We start from the raw sequence: 17,435 nt of genomic DNA, 5'->3' as shown, positions 1-17,435 counted from the left end.
ATTTTATGAGTGTAATTAGGAAATAAGATGAAAAGAGATTTAAATAAGATTGTGGCATTAATGCGTAAAGCGTATTCCGATACATTGCAGGATGAGGAACAGAAAGAGTTTGGGCAATTGATGGAGGATAAGGCTTTGCACGATGTCTATTTTGATGTGGAGGATGATGTTTATCTGGAAAAGCATTTTGCCCGTTACGAGCGTTTTTCTCCTGAAAAGGCTTACGAGATTTTCAAGAAGCAGCAACAGAAAAACAAGATAAGGATTATCTTGCGGCGGGTGGCTGTAGCGGCTTGTTTTATTTTACCGTTGTTGGGTGCCGGGATGTGGATGATGTGGCAAGAAGAAAAACAAGAGCAGCCGGTGGTATTGGCAAAGCGGGAGAACGTGCAGTTGAAATTGTCGGACGGGCGTGTCGTGGACGTTTTGCAAGGAAACGAGATTCAGGAAAAAGGCGGTTCAACGATTCGGATGGAGGAAGGTTTGCTCTCGTACAAGCAAGATTCTGTTCATGGTGATGAATTAGTATATAATGAATTAAATGTACCGCTAGGGGGAGAGTGTAACGTGATTTTGGATGACGGGACGCGAGTGTGGGTGAATGCCGGGAGTAAAATAAAATATCCGGTTCGTTTCGCGAAAGAGAAGAGAGTGGTGTCCGTGAAAGGGGAAGTTTATTTCGATGTAACGAAAGACGGGCGTCCCTTTGTTGTGGAAACGGAATTGGGAAAAGTAAACGTGTTGGGAACTTCTTTCGGAGTGAGGGCATACAATGATGAAGCGGTGTTGACGACCTTGGTTTCCGGGAAAGTGATGTTCACGAGCAAGCAAGGCAAAAGCGTGACCCTATTGCCGAGAGAACAAGCGGTGGCTTCCCCGGGGGGAGCGTTGAGCAAGCGGGAAGTGAACGTGGAGGAGTATGTCGGGTGGAAAGACGGATGGTACATCTTCAAGGAGGAACGCCTTGAAGATGTGATGTGTACCTTGTCGAGATGGTATGGTATTACGATTTTCTATCAGAATCCCAAGGTGAAAGAGATTCGGTTCACGGGTAATCTGAAACGGTATGATTCTATCATAACTTTCTTGGAGGTGCTTGCCGCTTCGGAGGAGGTCAAATATAAAATAGATGGTGATGTAGTGTTCCTGTATGAATAAAAGAAAACACGGACAACAAATTTCCTAGGTCTGGAGTCCGTGCTCGATGTATTAATTTAAATACTTTACAAAGTTATGCAAAAAAACAAACGTTTTAGGTTTGGGGAGCTTTTTATGTACCAAAAAAAGATGTGGTGTATTATGAGATTAGCATGTATTCTAATTTTGGCGTTTAATTTGAGTGTTGCCGCTGCTGCATTTTCGCAGAGTAAGGTGTCACTGGAGTTGAAAGATGCGACTATGGAAGAGTTTATTGCCGCGATGAAAGAGCAGACCGGCACACAGTTTTTGTATAACTCTTCTTTGTTGAAAGTAAGTGAGTTGATCACGGTAAACGTGAAAGACGAAGATTTTAGAGCGGTTCTGGATAAAGTGTTGTCGCCGTTGAGGTTGACTTACAACGTTGTTAATGACGTGGTTGTAATCAAACGTTTGCCTTATGTGGCTCCCGACAAAACGTGGAAGCTGAAAGGGAAGGTGACGGATCAAGCGGGAGAAGCCCTACCCGGTGTTACGGTTCGTTTGAAGGGAACTACTATCGGGATATCGACGGATATCGACGGGGCTTTTACCATGGAGATGAAGAAGGATGTCGATACGTTGGTGGTTTCTTTCATCGGTATGAAGACTCAATTCGTGCCGGTGAAGCGTGAAAAGACGGAGTACGTGATCAAGCTGGAAGAGGATGTACAGGAGATGGACGAGGTGGTAGTGGTTTCAACCGGTTATCAGGATATTGACCGTCGTCGTTTGACGAGTGCCGTGACCACCTTGAAGATGGATGATATTAAGGTGGCGGGTATTGCTTCGATAGACAAGATGCTGGAGGGACACGTGCCGGGTATGATTTTCATGCAGAACTCCGGTCAGGCGGGTGCTGCCGCCCGAGTCAGAATCCGCGGTACTTCCACGGTGTTGGGTAATCAGGAACCGTTGTGGGTGTTGGACGGGGTGGTATTGGCTGATCCGGTGAACGTGGATCCGTCACAGTTGAACGACTTGGACTTCGTGAATTTGTTGGGGAACGCCATTTCCGGTTTAAACCCCGATGATATCGAGCAGATCGACGTGTTGAAAGATGCTGCTGCCACGGCTATTTACGGTACACGTGCCGCTAACGGTGTAATTGTGATTACGACGAAAAAAGGTAAAGTGGGACCTCCCTCTGTTACGTATTCTATTTCAGGAACTTTGAACCGTCGTCCCTATTATTCCGATCGGGAAATCAACTTGATGAACTCTCAAGAGCGTATTGATGTATCGCGGGAGATGTTCCACCGGGGAATGGAGTTTAAGAATGTTTCCAACTGGGTTGGGTACGAGGCGGCATATCTTGATTATAAAGCGGGAATACTATCGTTTGACCAATTCCAAGAAAAGGCGAATTATTACGAGCGGGTGAATACGGATTGGTTTGATATTTTGTGTGAAAACAGTTTTTCCAACAAACATACGTTGAGCGTGACGGGTGGTTCTCCGAATATTCGTTACTATGCTTCTGTCGGTTACAATGACGAGCGTGGGGTAATCAAAAAGGAAAAGAATCAGACTTACACGGCTAATTTGAAATTGAACGGGAATTTTGAGAAAGTGGATTTCCAGTTCGGTATTATCGGGAACGTGAATGAACGTAGGTATACTCCCACGAGTGTAACTCAATACGCGTACGAAATGAGTCGTGCCATACCGGCTTACAATCCGGACGGGTCACGGTGGTTTTATATGAGAGGATCAACTCGTGATCTTTCTTATCCTTTCAACATTGAAAATGAAATGGAAACTACCTACCAGACGATGAACACGCATTCCGTGACGTTCACGGGTAATTTGAAATACCGGGTTTTGCCTTATTTGAACGTGGAGGGAACGGCTTCTTACACTTTTGGACGCAATACACAGGAAACGGTGTACGAGGAAGATTCTTGGTATGTGGCAAAATTACGTAAAAAGGGGAGTGATGATACATCTTCCGAATGTCCGCTAGGGGGAGAATTGAAGGAGAGTAGTACGGATAGCCGGAATTGGTTGGTGCGTTTGCAATTTAATTACAATCAGATGTTTAAGGATATCCATCAATTGAATGTCGCATTGGGAGGGGAGATGTCTTCCAAACGGTATAATAGTTATGCGGCGACACACCGGGGATACTATCCGGAACGGGGGAAGACTTTTGCTTCCATTGATGGAACTTTCCTGTATAAATACGGTCAATATCGGGATTGGATGGCCAAGAATAAACCGTCGATTTCGGAAACGCTGACGAATTTAACTTCGGCTTATTTGGCGATTACCTATACGTATGATAATCGTTATACCTTGAATTTCAATACCCGTATAGACGGTTCTAACCAGTTTGGTAGCCGGAGTAACGAGAAGTTGTTGCCTATTTGGTCTATTTCTGGACGTTGGGATGTGAAAGAGGATTTGTTGAAAAACAGTAATGCAGTCAATCGTTTGGCTTTGAAGTTCTCTTACGGTCACCAAGGGAATATGTTGGATAACCAGACTTCCAAGATGATTATCGAGAAGGGAGATTTGAACAGTTGGTATAACGAGTTTTCATCCACGATAAAGTATTATCCTAATCCGGATTTGAAGTGGGAGTTGACTTCTTCTTACAATATTGATTTGGAATTCAGTTTGTGGAAGGATAAAATCAGCGGTTCTATCGGTTATTACTACAAGCACACGAAAGATGCTTTCTTGAGTAAGAGTGTATCGGAAATCAACGGGGTATCGAGTTATGTGGTGAACAAGGGAGAGATTTCAAATCAAGGAGTGGAAGTGAGTTTGAGCTTTACCCCGATTAATCAGAAGGTGGATGCTTCCGGTAAGCGGGGATTCGTGTGGCGTTTTGACCCGCAGATTGGTCAGGTGGTGAATAGTTTAATCAGTAAGGCCATCAATAATAAGGACCGGACAGTGCAGGATAAAATCAAATTCTCGGACTATTTGAGGGGCTCGGTCGAATTGAAAGGCAAGCCGTTGCAGACCTTTTACTCTTATCGTTTCAAAGGTTTGAGTTCGGTGGACGGTCGCCCGATTTTCTATGGTACGGAGGAAGAACAAGCTGATGCGTTGTACGAGAAGTATTGCAATATGACGGACGAAGAGGTTTGGGATGCGGTATTGGTGGAATCGGGAACTCGTGTGCCCACGTTGCAGGGGGGGATCAACAACTATTTCGGTTATCGCCAGTTCGGTCTTTCCATGAATTTTGCGTATAGTTTTGGAAATAAGGTGCGTTTGTTGAAATTGTGTGAAGAGAATAATATCACTCCTTATCCGGAACGGAATATGCGGAAAGAGTTTGTGAATCGTTGGCAGCGTCCGGGGGACGAGAACAAGACCAATATTCCGGGGGTGAAGGTTTCCGAGGCTTTAACTTTGCCGTGGTGGGGACAAAGCAAGTACACCAGTAATGGTAAGATGACCAAGTTTGCCGATAATGACATTTACGCGATGTATGATTTGTCGGATTTACGCGTGGTGAGCGGTAACTATTTGAAATTGCAATCCGTGACATTCCGTTACAATGTGCATGATAAATTCTGTAAAAAATTGGGAATCAATTCGGCTTACTTGAGCTTGACGGGTACTAATCTATTCACGATTACCAATAAGAAATTGAAAGGGCAGGACGTGACTCAATCGGGAGCCGCTCCGACCATAAACATGTCTTTGCGCCCGAATTATTCGTTTACGTTAAATGTAACATTTTAAATGCAGTAGGATATGAAGAGTAGAATATTATATATTTGTCTGATGAGTTGCTTGCCGGTATTGTTTACTGCTTGCGGGGATTTCCTTGAGGAGAAATCGCAGAATCTTGCCTACGTGGAGAAAGTGGCGGATTTGAACGAGTTGTTGATTGGTGAAGGATATTTAAGTGGAGGAAATTCAATAGATACCCTGAATGCCGCTAGTGTGAACAAGTGGGGTAGTATATGGAATATGAATGCGGTAACGGGTAAAATGCCTGTAAATAATTTCCCTTATATTCATTTGATGGATGATGATGCGACCGAATATTTGCTCTGTGAAAAAAGTATCGTGAACACGGAAAAGAATTATATTCGCATGAAAGCCATTAATTTACATCATTGGCAACCGGATCCTTTTTATGATTCGGAAAATGCGGAGATTAATGATGGGAATTGGCAGAATATGTGGAAACGTATTGCTGCGATGAATTCTGTTATCTATCAGGTCAATGAAATGCGCGGTAAAGAAGATGATAAAGTGTTGTGTAATAAGGTTGAAGGAGAAGCTCGTTTTTTGCGTGCGCAGTACTATTTCTATATGGCGAATTTATACGGCAAGCCTTATCGGAAGGCATCTGCTTCTATTGATCCGTGTATTCCTTTGAAGACATCGGAAGAGATTGAAGATAAATATTTCAGTCGGGCAACGTGTGAGGAGGTATATCGTCAAGTTGTGAAAGATCTGGAACAAGCTACCGTGTTGCTTCAGGGAATAGAGCAAACGACTAAGTACCGGACAAACCAGACAGCCGCTTTCGCTTTGTTGAGCCGCGTACATCTTTTTATGGAGAATTACGAGGCTGCCGTTGCGGCTGCCGACAGTGTTATCGGGAATCCGGATTATTACCTGCGGGATTTGAAGGCTTACCAGCGCGGTAGTGCCGTGTACGTGACTTCCCCCGAGGTGATTTTCACGCATGGACCGAATATCATGGCAGTGGTTCATGCTCCGGTTGTGGTGTCTGGTAGTGGTGTGAATCAACAACGAATAAGTTCTGGTTACACGACTTCGGAAGATTTGTTGGCTTGTTATGGTGAGAATGATAATGATATGCGTTTGAAAGCGTTTTTCATCGAGCGTCCGGCACCCGGAAACGGTTGGCGATGCGTGAAAACTCAATTTAATGCGGAAGAGGTTTCCGATATTATGGCTATTCGCGTGCCGGAGGTTTACTTGAACAAGGCGGAAGCGTTGGCATTGTTGGGGCGTGATGCAGAGGCTATCGAAGTGTTAAATGAATTGAGAGAAAAACGTTTGAAAGTGGCGGGAGCGGTAACGGAAAGTGGTGAAGGGTTGGTAAACTTTATCCGTGATGAGCGTAGACGGGAATTGTGTTTCGAGGGACACCGCTGGTTTGATTTGCGTCGTTATGCCGTGAACAGTGTGTATCCTTACGAGAAGGAGATTCGCCATATTTCTTACGATTTTCTGGAAGGAAGCGGTGTATACCGGGTGGGTACTTACGTGTTGAAGCCTTATTCTCAGGATGCTGCTGCTTATATGTTGCCTATCCCGAGATACGCTATCGAGTTCAACGAGGGAACGTTGACTAACGAGGTACGTCCTTCAAGAGAAATAGTTGTAGAATAATAAAATTGTACGGAGATGAGAAAATATATATGGCTTATAGGTTTGTTTGCCTTGTTGGCATGGGCTTGCGGGGACAATGATGATGATTTTAAACCTTTCGGGGGCGAGCGCAATTGGCTTGTGGTGGAGGATAGCGATGACCCGATCGACGCTCAGCGGTATAGGATATTCCGGAATACCGGAGTTCCCGTGTATTACAATGACACGATTGGTAGCGAAATGCGTTATACTTTGGCAACGGGAGAACCTTACACCTATTACGAGGTATTGCAGGTATTTTACAGTCCGGGTAGTGTGACTCCCGGTAAATTGCAGGCAAACTATACCTTGGTGCGTGATCGGGATAAGGTGAAACCTGTTCTGGATTTTTTGGAAACCGATGCTTTGCCCCGGGTTCCGGAGTCGGTGTACGTGCCGAGTATTCTTTTGGTGGATTCATTGAAAACGCCCTCGGGAGATACGATTGCTTACAAGGGATTGAATACAATCGTGTTGAGTAAGGTGAAGGATTTCGATAAAGTGGACCAAAAGTTGTACAGGGGAGTTTTCCTTGCAACTTTGGTGGCAAATACGCTGGCCATTTCCGATGGCGAGTGGCTGGAAGATTATTTTTACGCGATAACTTATCGGGTAAATCCGGGAAATAAGAGTAAAATGTATTCAACGGGGACGACTTCGATTGGAACTTATGTATATACTGCCTATTCGGGACTTACCGTTCCCGCTGCCGAGCAGACGTTGGGGGGACTGGGTTTTGTCGGGACTTATACGAAACCGACCGGAACTTCAGAAAGAATGTGGCAAATACCGAGTAAGAGCCAAGACGTAAGGCAATATTGTATAGAGATATTTGCCAGTACGGAAGCTGAATTTATTGCAAAACATGGTCAGTATCCGGTGGTGATGGAGAAATACGAGGTGATGAAGCGGAAATTGGAAACATACGGTTTTACGTTCGAATAATCTTTGAGTTTATAGTTATAGAGTGTTTTTAGTTTATAAGGTTTATAGAGTGCGTGTAAAAATGCACTTTATACTCCTTATGTCTTTCAAAAACATGAGATTTGATTGTATATATGTTTGTAAATCAATGTAATGTATGAAAAGTATGAGTATTAGTATGAGATTTTTAGCGTTATTGCTCTGTCTTGTGATGGTGGGACAGGTATCGGAAGGCGCAGAGCGGAAAAAAGACAAGAAGAAAAAGGGGCAGCCTGTTGCTGCTGTCGACAGCACGAAGGTGAAACCCAAAGGCATTCCGGCTATCAAAGATTTTATCAAAGCCAATGCCGTGAAGCATGCGGGAATGTTCAACGTGTACGAGCAAGCAGACCGTTACTTCATGGAGATTCCGGACGAATTACTGGGACGGGATGTATTCGTGTTTGTTTCCTTGATTAAAGGCTCCGCTAAAGCACAAAGAAGTAACATGGATATGATGGGATATGGTGGTGATGCGTTATACAGCAAAGTTATCCGTTTTGAAAAAGGACCGAAAGACAGAATGTATCTGCACGAGCCTCTGTTCACAACCGTGATGCCGGATACCGCGAATGCCTTGTACGGGGCTATTGAGGCTTCCAATTTGATGCCGATTGTAAACGGGTTGGATATAAAGGCTAAATCGGAAAACTCTTCTTTGATTGATATCACGGATCTGTACAAGTCCGATCACTATTATTTCTCATTGAAAGGTGCTGCCGAGATGTTGAATTTGGGAGCTTATCAGGCAGACCAGTCATACACGACTACAATCAGCAGCTACCCGAATAACATCATATTCCGTTCCGTGCGGAGTTACGCCCCGGGGAAGGCGCCGAAAGTGCGTCCGGGAATGCAGGCTCCGAAAATGGATCCGACCACGTGGGAAATGGCGGCTTCGTGGTATTTGTTGCCGGAGGAGCCGATGCGGCCCCGTTATTTCGATAACCGAGTAGGATATTTTGCTTATCCCATGATGGATTATGCGAAAAATCCGTTAAAGGCGGAAGTCATCGGAATGGTAAGCCGTTGGAGATTGGAGCCGAAACCGGAAGACATGAAGAAGTATGAGGCGGGGGAGCTGGTGGAACCGGCGAAACCAATCGTATTCTACGTGGATTACAACACGCCGAAATATCTGCAACCTTACGTGATTGCCGCTGTAAATGAATGGCAACCCGTGTTCGAGAAAGTTGGTTTCAAAAATGCCATCGTGGGTAAAATGATGCCGCGCCCGGAGGAAGACTCTACCTTCTCGCCGGAGGACGCCCGTTATTCTATTATATCTTACAAGGCTTCCCCGATTCCGAATGCTTACGGTCCGCATGTTGCCGACCCTCGTTCTGGGGAGATTATCTGTTCGCACGTGGGATTGTTCCACAATGTATTGAGTTTGGCTCAAACTTGGTATTTCGCTCAAACGGCAGGTGTGAACCCGTTGGCACGTAAGTTCCCGTATGACGAGGAATTGATGGGTACACTGGTGCAATACATCGTGGTTCACGAGATTGGGCACACGTTAGGATTGCGTCACAATTTTGCCGGTAGCTGGGTGTATTCATTGGATGAGATTCGCGACCGGGAGTTCGTGAAGAAACATGGGCACGGTTCCTCGGTGATGGACTATATGCGTTTCAATTATGCTGCGCAACCGGAAGATAATATCGACCCGGAGGATTTAATCCCGAGAATCGGTGAGTATGACGAATTCGCTATTGATTGGGGGTATCGCTATTTCCCGCGATTCAAAACGGTAAAGGAAGAGGAGAAATATTTGAAGGATTGGGTGACCGCACAACGGAAAGCCAACCCGCGATTGTTGTTCGGTACGGAAATTGACCGGGAAGACCCGCGCCTGCAAGCGGAGGATTTGAGTGATAATACGATTCAAGCCAATATTCTTGGTATCAAGAATTTGAAATATATCATGAAACATATCGAAGAGTGGACTGCCGCTGCCGACGACGAGGATTACTCCGTGCTGAAAAGCCAGTATAAGGCGGTGGTAAGGCAATACGGAATGTTTATGATGCATGCCGTGAAATACATGGGCGGGCGTTACCAAGATGCAGCCTTACGTTCCGAAAAATTGCACACCTACACTCCGGTGCCGAAGGAAACACAACAGGAGGCGATGAAGTTCTTGAAGGACTATTACTTCACGAATCAGGCTTGGTTGTTTGACAATCATGTCGGAACGGTGACTTCTGTCGGCGGGGATGTTTATAAAGAACGGTTGTTGCAATTTACGATTGGTTCTTTGCTTGCGCAAGGTCCTAATTTCGTCAAACACGAGGGATTGATTGGTGATAAGGCTTATACCTTGAAAAATATGGCAGATGACTTGTATGATGCCGTCTGGAACGATTTATACGCCTCTAAATCTACTTTGGGAACTTTCGAGCGGATGAAACAGACGACTTATTTGACCATGATATTCCAATTCTTGGATAAAGCCCCGTTGGAAAAACATCCGGAGCATATCGCGATTTTCGTTGCCCAATTGGATAAGATTTCCGCTCAGGCGAAGAAAAAATTGGCATCGGCGGGAGATGATTTGACGAAGAACCATTTGTCCGGAATCGTTCGGATGATTGATATGTGGTTGAAGGGTGAAAAAGATGCTTTGTTGAAATAAGTTGATGAATTTAAGAAAGAGTACGATGAATAGATTTTATTACATACTTCTGTTGCTTTGTTTGCCGTGGATGGCATTTGCCCAAGAGAAGGCTACACCGGCTCCGGCGGCTAAAAGCAAGGCACCCGTGACATACGAGGCTTTCTTCAAGAACGGGATGAGAAAGATAGAGGGTACGTTTCCTGTTTACCAGTCAGACAAGAAATGTTATCTGGAAATTCCTGCCGAATTGTTAGGGAAAGACTTGATGTCGAGCGGTATTATCTCGAAAGGTCCTTGGAATGGGACGGCATCTGCGAAAACGGATCTGCTGGTTTTCACCTTGGGGCGTAATGACCGCTTGGAGGTTCGGAAACAACTTTGTAGGGAGCGCGCCGAGGGGGCGATGGCGGGAGCCGTGGAGGCGTCCGCTTTGGAACCGGTGGATTATTTTTATCCTATCGCTGCTTACGGTAAGGACAAGAAAAGTTATATCATTGATATTACCGCGGACGTCAATGCCACGGGCAAATTGTTCGCTTTTCCTAACTTGCAATGGGTAAACCGTCCCACAGCCGAACGTTCGGGATTGGATAGCGTGTACGTGATTGATAACGGTATGAAGTTCATGAGTTTGCATACGCAGACGGACTATATGCCTCCCATGATGCCCGGGCAAATGGGATATGACAAGCACAATTCCGTGATAATCGAGTGGACGTTGCAGGCGTTGCCCGAGCGTCAGGTGTGCGACCGGGAGGCAGATGCCCGTGTAGGGTATCTCTCTCTTTCTTTTAACGATTTTGATAGGAACCCGTATAAAGCGGAAGCGGTGTACGTTGTGCGTCGTTGGAATCTGGAAATCAGACCGGAAGACACGGAAAGATACAAACGGGGTGAATTGGTGGAACCGAAGATGCCGATTGCCGTTTATTTTGACCGTTCTGTTGACCCGGCTTTGCGGGTTGCCGTGGTTCGGGCTATTGAAGAGTGGAACGGTTGCTTCGAACAAGCAGGGTTCAAGAATGTGTTGCAAGTGAGAGAGGGAGAGCCGGAGGCTTATTTCGCTTATCATCAGATTAGTTTTTCGCGGGCATTGTTCACGAGAAAAGTAAATACGGTAACCAATCCTCGCACGGGAGAGATATTGTGTGCCAATATCAGTATCGGAAATTCTGATATACGGGATTATCTGTTGCGTGCTTTCGTCGGGTTGGGAGCGTATGAACCCGCCGTGTTCACGGATTCCTTGCCCGTGGTGCAGGGGGAGGTTGCTCGTTACGTGACTTCTAAATACTTGGGTGAAATATTGGGCTTGGTACCTAATATGGCAGGAAGCATGGCATACACGACAGCACAATTGCGGGATGCCGTTTGGGTGAAGGAGCATGGTATTTCGGCTTCCGTGACCGATGGATGCGGGGTGAATTATGCCGTGCAACCGGGGGATAATATTCCGTTGCGGGATTTGTTCTCCAAGGCTTCCGATTATGACCGTTGGGCTATTGAGTGGGGGTATCGTCAATATCCCGGCTTGGATGTCCAAGCGGAAAAGAAAGCATTGAAGGCTTTGGCGGGAAAGGCGAAAGATAATACTGCGTTGTGTTTTATGCCTGAAGGTCGGAAAGGTTATAAGACCAACAAGTTCGATTTGGCGCAGGATAAACTGGTGGCTGCCGAAATGGGTATCAAGAATCTGAAATTGCTGTTGCCTGCCATGGAAAGTATTGCGGAGCGTTTGGACAGAGATGATTCTTGGCAAACGTACGGTGACTTGACTATGATGATTTATGCGGCATACATGAATCATGTGGCGCTGGCATTGGATTATATCGGTAGTGTTACCCCGGAAGCTATCATTGCCGGGTATAACGAGCAACCGTTGAATTTTGCTTCCAAGGCACAGCAGGAGGAGGCGATGCGTTTTATCGGGAAATACGTGTTCGCGGGAGCTCCTGCATGGATGAACAATCCTTTGATGGAACAAGTGTCCGGGTTTACAGGAAGAGAACTGATGACGAATGTCTTGGAGAGGGTATTCGGTAAATTGAATAATCCCGAAGTACTCGCGTATTTGTTGTTGACCGAAAGAAAATTAGGTAACAAGGGATACACTTACGGGGACATGATGAACATGATTGACCGGGATGTATTTTTGAATTTCAGCGCGGGCAGGAAAGTGACTTCCTACGCGGCTTTAATGCAGACGGAATACTTGAAGAGCTTTATGAAGTTGTACACGGGAGCTAAGGTTGAAAAGTATCCGGGTGACCTTTCTTATTATTTGATAGAGAGAATGAGTCAATTGTTGAAATCAATAGAGCGATTGGGACGCACGCACGGTGATGCCGCTACCCGCCAACATTACCGTGGTTTGGGTATCTATTTGAAACGGGCGTTGTTGCCGAAAGAACAACCGGGAATACCGATGAAATAAGTTGTATTCTTTCTTGAATTGAAAGTTATGAAGAATATTATACTGACTTTATTTTTGGCGTTGTTTTTTATCGCTTGCACTAAGGATGAAAAGACAACGATTCGGTTCGATATCCGGGATTATGACGGGACTTACCCCCGGATTAATATTGGTTTTAAGTATCAAGAAATAAGAATTGATTCTGCCACCGGGAAAGGATACATCGAGTTGGAGCTACAAGAGCCTGCTTATGCGAAAATTACCGTGCGGCAACACGATTCGAAGTTGTGTTTTCTTGAGCCGGGAAACGAATTGACCTTGACGTATAGCCAGAAAAAAGGAGAGAAAGAAATCGTGTACAGGGGAACCTTGGGTGAGGAAAATCAATTCTTGAATCAAGTGAAGTTTTATGACGTGGTGCGCGTTGATTATAAAAATCCCAATATACAGGTAATTGCCCGGAGAGCGGATTCGGTATTGGCTGTCAACAAAGCGAAACTGGAAAAAACCTCCTATTCAGCCACGTTTAAAGCGTGGGAAGGAAAGCGTTTGCAAGTGGAAACGTGGTTTCCCGTATTGCGTACGCGGGAATTGGATACTGCCGTGTATTTACAGACTATACGTCAATGTTTCGTGGAGGATTCGACTTATTTGTCTTTACCGAATTACCGGGAGTTCTTGGAGCAATACCTCCGGACGTTGGTGCGGTTGGGGCACGGAACGAAGTCAACCTTGGAAGGGGAGGATTTGGCGGATGCCCGCTTGAAAATGATTTTCGATAATTTCCAAGAACCGGCTATCGTGGGCTACTTGGTGGATGCCACCTTGTTTCACTTTGCCGAGCGGGGTATCGAGCGTTATGAAAAGATTTATAATCAGCACGTGAAAGATGCGGCTCGTCTGGCACTTTATGCCGAGGCATGCAAGAAGGCAGACCGGATTGCTCCCGGGCAACCTTGTCCCGATTTCAGTTTTGCGGACAACACGGGGAAGATGGTGACTTTAGCTGACTTGAAAGGGAAATTCGTCTATATCGATATGTGGGCAACGTGGTGCGGACCGTGTAAAGGAGAGATGCCCAGCCTGTTGGAATTGGAGAAGCGTTTCGAGGGGAAAGATATTCTATTCGTGAGTCTTTCCATCGACAAGAATAAAGATATTGAATTGTGGAAACAGACCATCGAGAACATGGGATTGGGCGGTATCCAGTTGCACTTGGGAGAGAATTGGGATTGGTTGAAGATATTTATGCCGGCTTCGATGTCTGTACCCCGTTTCGTCTTGTTAGACCGGGAGGGGAAATTCATTGATGCCAATATGACTCGTCCTTCCGATAAAGCGACGGCAGAGAGATTGGAAGCATTATTATAAACCGATAAAATCAATGTATATGAAAAAGATTTTATGGATGCTGTTATTAGCGGTAAGTTGCACGGGATTCGTTCGTGCGCAAGAGAGTGAAGGGATTCAATTTTTTCACGGGACTTGGGAAGAAGCCTTGCAACAGGCGAAGAAAGAGGGAAAGATGATATTCATCGATTGCTATGCCGATTGGTGTGGACCGTGTGCCAATATGGTGAAGACCATTTTCCCGTTGAAAGAGGTGGGCGATTATTTCAATCGTCATTTTATCAACTTGAAATGCAACATGGAGAAAGGGGAAGAGGGTATAGCATTGAAAAAACGTTTTGATGTGGTTGCCTATCCGACGTTCCTGTTTGTCACGAGTGAAGGATACGTGGCTCATCGGAGCTTGGGGGCAATGAAAGCGGATGCTTTTATCGCTCGGGCTGAAAAGGCGGTAGCTATCGGTCACAACGGTTACGAGGAACGCTTTGCCAAGGGTGAGCGGGACGAGGCTTTTCTGAAAGAATATGTGAATGAAATGCTTGCCTTGCATAGTGCTGATGGCGTGGAAAATCTGTTGAACACACTTTACAAGGAACAAGGAAGTAAGGTGCTGCGGGATAAAGATTACTGGGATGCTTTTGTTTGTTGTGCGGCGGATATCAATGCTCCTTTGTCACTCGCTTTCGTGAAAGAATACAAGAAATTATATAAGGTACATGGAGAATATGCGGTACTTCAAAAAATCCGTAACCTGTACGCTAGTATAGGGTGCGCGTTGACGCTGTACGATACTCAAGGGCGGAAAGAGGTGGTAAACGAGGAGAGAAAACAAGCCTATTTCGACCTGATGAAAGAACGTAAATTGCCGGATTACAAAGTGTTGCAACAGGAGGTGGATTATATCATCCTGCTTCGTGCCGGTAAATATGAAGAGGCTTACGCGTTGGGCGAGCAGAGTCTGGCAAAGGCGGATGCCCGTGAATTATGTAATTGGGCGACCTTGGGCGAACGCATGGTACGAAAAAATAAAGCGATACGCGAGAAAATGGCCGTTTGGGTAAAGCGGGCTTTGGAATTACAGCCTAATGCCGAGATTGAAGAGGAGGGAAAAAGCGTATTACACGATTTGGAAACATCGGATATGCCGTTTAACGGTGGGAAAGGTAGTAAAGGAAGAAGTACAATACCCATGCGGGGATATCGTCGATAGAATCTAAAATCATTGAAAATGAGGTTATACAATCTATTGATAGGCTCGTTTTGCTTTCTGTTGTCCGGCACGGTACTCGGGCAACAGAAAGCAAATTATAAACTGGCGGACAAGTACTTGGTTTCCAAGATGGGAGGCGTCGTTTTCTCCCGGGAGGTGAAACCGAATTACCTGCCGGATAGCGAGCAATTCTGGTACTCGTACAAAACGAGTCGGGGAAATAATTATTACATCGTGAACCCGAAAAGCAAGAAACAACAATTGTTGTTCGACAGCGAGGATATGGCTGCCCGGGTCAGTGAAATCACGAACAAGACATTTAACACGAGAGATTTGAATATCACGCCGAACTTTGCCGAGGATGGTAAGAGTTTTTCTTTCATGGTTCAAGGCGTCACTATCAAGTATGACCGGGCAACGGGACAATGTTCCGAGCTTCCTCGTCCCGAGGTGAAAGCGACTGATAGAAAGGTGTACAATCGCTTGGCATTGATGTATTCATATGCCCCGGACAGCTCGTACGCGGTGTTTTCCCGGGGACATAACATCTGGTTGCGGAAAGGCGATGAACCGGATTCCTTGGCTCGGCGTATCACGGATGACGGGATGGAGAATTTCTCTTACTCGGACAATGAAGTGGGGGAGGGCGTGGATATTTTCACCACGAAAGCCCGTTGGCTGAAAGGTACTCGCCGTTTGTTCGTGATACGGGAAGACAACCGGGGTATTGGTACTTTGCTTGTGGTTTCTTCCGCGGGGGGAGGACGCCCTCGTCTTGTGACACCTGTCAGCGGTAGCGGAAAATACACGATGCCGGGTGACAAGAAGGTGACACAATACGAGCTTTCCTTGATAGATGCGGAAACGGGAAAGGTCACGAAAGTAGCTCTAGAGAAGTGGAAAGACCAGAAAGTGAAATTATTATACGTTTCCAAAGATAGCCGCTACCTGTACATGCAGCGCACACGCCGGACGTGCGACGAGTTGGATATTTGCAAGGTGAACACGCAAACGGGAGAGGTAACCGTGGTGCTGAACGAGGTGTGCAAACCTTATTTCAGCGACCGCTGTCAATCGATTACCTTCCTGAACGGTGACCGGGAATTTATCTGGTGGTCGGAGCGTACCGGGTGGGGACACTATTACTTGTACTCTGCTGACGGACAGTACCGCGGGGCAATTACTTCCGGCAACTGGATGGCGGAGAAAATCGTCCGCCTCGACACGAATCGCCGGGAGCTTTATGTCACGGGACACGGGCGGGAGAAAGACATGAATCCTTATTACGCTTGTCTTTATAAAGCCGCTTTAGACGGAAACGGTCGGGTGGAGCTGTTGACACCGGAGGACGCTAACCATAACGTGGTCATGAGTCCGTCCGGGAATTACTTCGTGGACAATTATTCAAGGGTGGATTTGGCACCTCGTTCCGTGTTGCGGGATAAAAACGGTAAATTGATTTGCGATTTGGCGGAAGCGGATTTGAGTGCGCTCTATGCCATGGGATGGAAAATGCCGGAGCGATTCACGGTGAAAGCCGCCGATGGCGTGACGGACCTTTACGGGGTGATGTGGAAGCCTTTCGATTTTGATTCCACCCGTCAGTACCCGATTATCTCGTACGTTTATCCCGGTCCCCAGCAGGAGGCAATGGATTTGAATTTCACGGCAACGGGTAATCACAACGCGGCATTGGCGCAAGTCGGTTTCATCGTCGTGAACATGGGACACCGGGGGGGAAGTCCCCTGCGGGACAAGTATTACCGTACTTACGGGTACGGGAATCTTCGGGATTACGCGTTGGCAGACGACAAGCACGGGTTGGAGCAACTGGCTGCCCGCTACTCGTTTATTGATATCAATCGGGTGGGCATATTCGGTCATTCCGGCGGTGGCTTTATGTCCGCCGCGGCGATTTGCACTTATCCCGAGTTTTACAAGGCGGCGGTAGCCTCTTCCGGTAATCACGACAACAACATGTACAATCAGGCGTGGGGAGAAACTTTCCACGGGGTAACCCAGACCGTGAAAGGGAAAGATACCGTGTTTACTTGTAAAGTACCGACCAACATGGAATTGGTCAAAAATCTGAAAGGGCATCTCTTGGTGGTAACGGGGGACGAGGACGACAACGTGCATCCCGGTCATACCTTGCGTCTGGTAGATGCTTTATTGAAAGCCGGAAAGAATTTCGATATGTACGTCTTGCCCGGGCAGAAACACTTGTACCGGGGAGCGGCGGACCTCTTCTGGCGCCGTAAAATATGGTTCCATTTTGCGAAACACCTTTTGGGGGATTACTCTTCCGAGAATTTTACCGAGATGGACGGGTATAACCAGTAAAATAG

9 protein-coding genes are annotated in these 17,435 nt (G+C 46.2%); all 9 read left to right on the top strand.

Annotation, left to right across the window (positions count from 1 at the left end):
* Nucleotides 1–27: 27 nt before the first annotated feature.
* The 9 genes from H8S64_RS08975 to H8S64_RS08935 all read left to right on the top strand — a co-directional run bounded on the left by H8S64_RS08975 (nucleotide 28) and on the right by H8S64_RS08935 (nucleotide 17,430).
* Nucleotides 28–1,158: a FecR family protein gene (locus H8S64_RS08975; RefSeq protein WP_186975789.1), complete on the top strand. Its 1,131-nt coding sequence runs from the start codon at nucleotides 28–30 to the stop codon at nucleotides 1,156–1,158.
* A 141-nt stretch (nucleotides 1,159–1,299) separates the two neighbouring features.
* Nucleotides 1,300–4,881: a SusC/RagA family TonB-linked outer membrane protein gene (locus tag H8S64_RS08970; protein WP_227215572.1), complete on the top strand. Its 3,582-nt coding sequence runs from the start codon at nucleotides 1,300–1,302 to the stop codon at nucleotides 4,879–4,881.
* A 12-nt stretch (nucleotides 4,882–4,893) separates the two neighbouring features.
* A complete protein-coding gene (locus H8S64_RS08965; protein ID WP_186975788.1) occupies nucleotides 4,894–6,513 on the top strand; it encodes a RagB/SusD family nutrient uptake outer membrane protein in 1,620 nt (539 codons plus the stop codon).
* Between the two features lie 15 nt (nucleotides 6,514–6,528).
* The gene (locus tag H8S64_RS08960; RefSeq protein WP_099293071.1) at nucleotides 6,529–7,476 is read left to right on the top strand and encodes a hypothetical protein; all 948 of its coding nucleotides are present in this window, start codon (nucleotides 6,529–6,531) and stop codon (nucleotides 7,474–7,476) included.
* A 136-nt stretch (nucleotides 7,477–7,612) separates the two neighbouring features.
* Nucleotides 7,613–10,132, top strand: a complete 2,520-nt coding sequence (locus tag H8S64_RS08955; protein ID WP_186975787.1) for a zinc-dependent metalloprotease — start codon at nucleotides 7,613–7,615, stop codon at nucleotides 10,130–10,132.
* A gap of 25 nt (nucleotides 10,133–10,157) precedes the next feature.
* Nucleotides 10,158–12,548, top strand: a complete 2,391-nt coding sequence (locus tag H8S64_RS08950; protein WP_186975786.1) for a zinc-dependent metalloprotease — start codon at nucleotides 10,158–10,160, stop codon at nucleotides 12,546–12,548.
* 27 nt (nucleotides 12,549–12,575) lie between these two features.
* Complete coding sequence (locus H8S64_RS08945) at nucleotides 12,576–13,898, top strand: TlpA family protein disulfide reductase (protein ID WP_186975785.1); 1,323 nt, start codon at nucleotides 12,576–12,578, stop codon at nucleotides 13,896–13,898.
* 19 nt (nucleotides 13,899–13,917) lie between these two features.
* The gene (locus H8S64_RS08940; RefSeq protein WP_186975784.1) at nucleotides 13,918–15,087 is read left to right on the top strand and encodes a thioredoxin family protein; all 1,170 of its coding nucleotides are present in this window, start codon (nucleotides 13,918–13,920) and stop codon (nucleotides 15,085–15,087) included.
* An 18-nt stretch (nucleotides 15,088–15,105) separates the two neighbouring features.
* Nucleotides 15,106–17,430 (top strand): S9 family peptidase, encoded by a 2,325-nt coding sequence (locus H8S64_RS08935; protein WP_186975783.1) that lies wholly within the window; start codon nucleotides 15,106–15,108, stop codon nucleotides 17,428–17,430.
* Nucleotides 17,431–17,435: the final 5 nt, after the last annotated feature.

The organism is Butyricimonas hominis, assembly GCF_014287455.1.
GTDB classification, from domain to species: Bacteria; Bacteroidota; Bacteroidia; order Bacteroidales; family Marinifilaceae; genus Butyricimonas; species Butyricimonas muris.
The sequence above is the reverse complement of the archived record's forward strand: the minus strand, read 5'-3'. Positions and strand labels throughout refer to the sequence as shown.

What these genes read in the sequence shown, in the direction of transcription:
- H8S64_RS08975 (WP_186975789.1), top strand. Translation starts at nt 28, where the DNA reads ATGAAAAGAGATTTAAATAAGATTGTGGCATTAATGCGTAAAGCGTAT.
- H8S64_RS08970 (WP_227215572.1), top strand. Translation starts at nt 1,300, where the DNA reads ATGAGATTAGCATGTATTCTAATTTTGGCGTTTAATTTGAGTGTTGCC.
- H8S64_RS08965 (WP_186975788.1), top strand. Translation starts at nt 4,894, where the DNA reads ATGAAGAGTAGAATATTATATATTTGTCTGATGAGTTGCTTGCCGGTA.
- H8S64_RS08960 (WP_099293071.1), top strand. Translation starts at nt 6,529, where the DNA reads ATGAGAAAATATATATGGCTTATAGGTTTGTTTGCCTTGTTGGCATGG.
- H8S64_RS08955 (WP_186975787.1), top strand. Translation starts at nt 7,613, where the DNA reads ATGAAAAGTATGAGTATTAGTATGAGATTTTTAGCGTTATTGCTCTGT.
- H8S64_RS08950 (WP_186975786.1), top strand. Translation starts at nt 10,158, where the DNA reads ATGAATAGATTTTATTACATACTTCTGTTGCTTTGTTTGCCGTGGATG.
- H8S64_RS08945 (WP_186975785.1), top strand. Translation starts at nt 12,576, where the DNA reads ATGAAGAATATTATACTGACTTTATTTTTGGCGTTGTTTTTTATCGCT.
- H8S64_RS08940 (WP_186975784.1), top strand. Translation starts at nt 13,918, where the DNA reads ATGAAAAAGATTTTATGGATGCTGTTATTAGCGGTAAGTTGCACGGGA.
- H8S64_RS08935 (WP_186975783.1), top strand. Translation starts at nt 15,106, where the DNA reads ATGAGGTTATACAATCTATTGATAGGCTCGTTTTGCTTTCTGTTGTCC.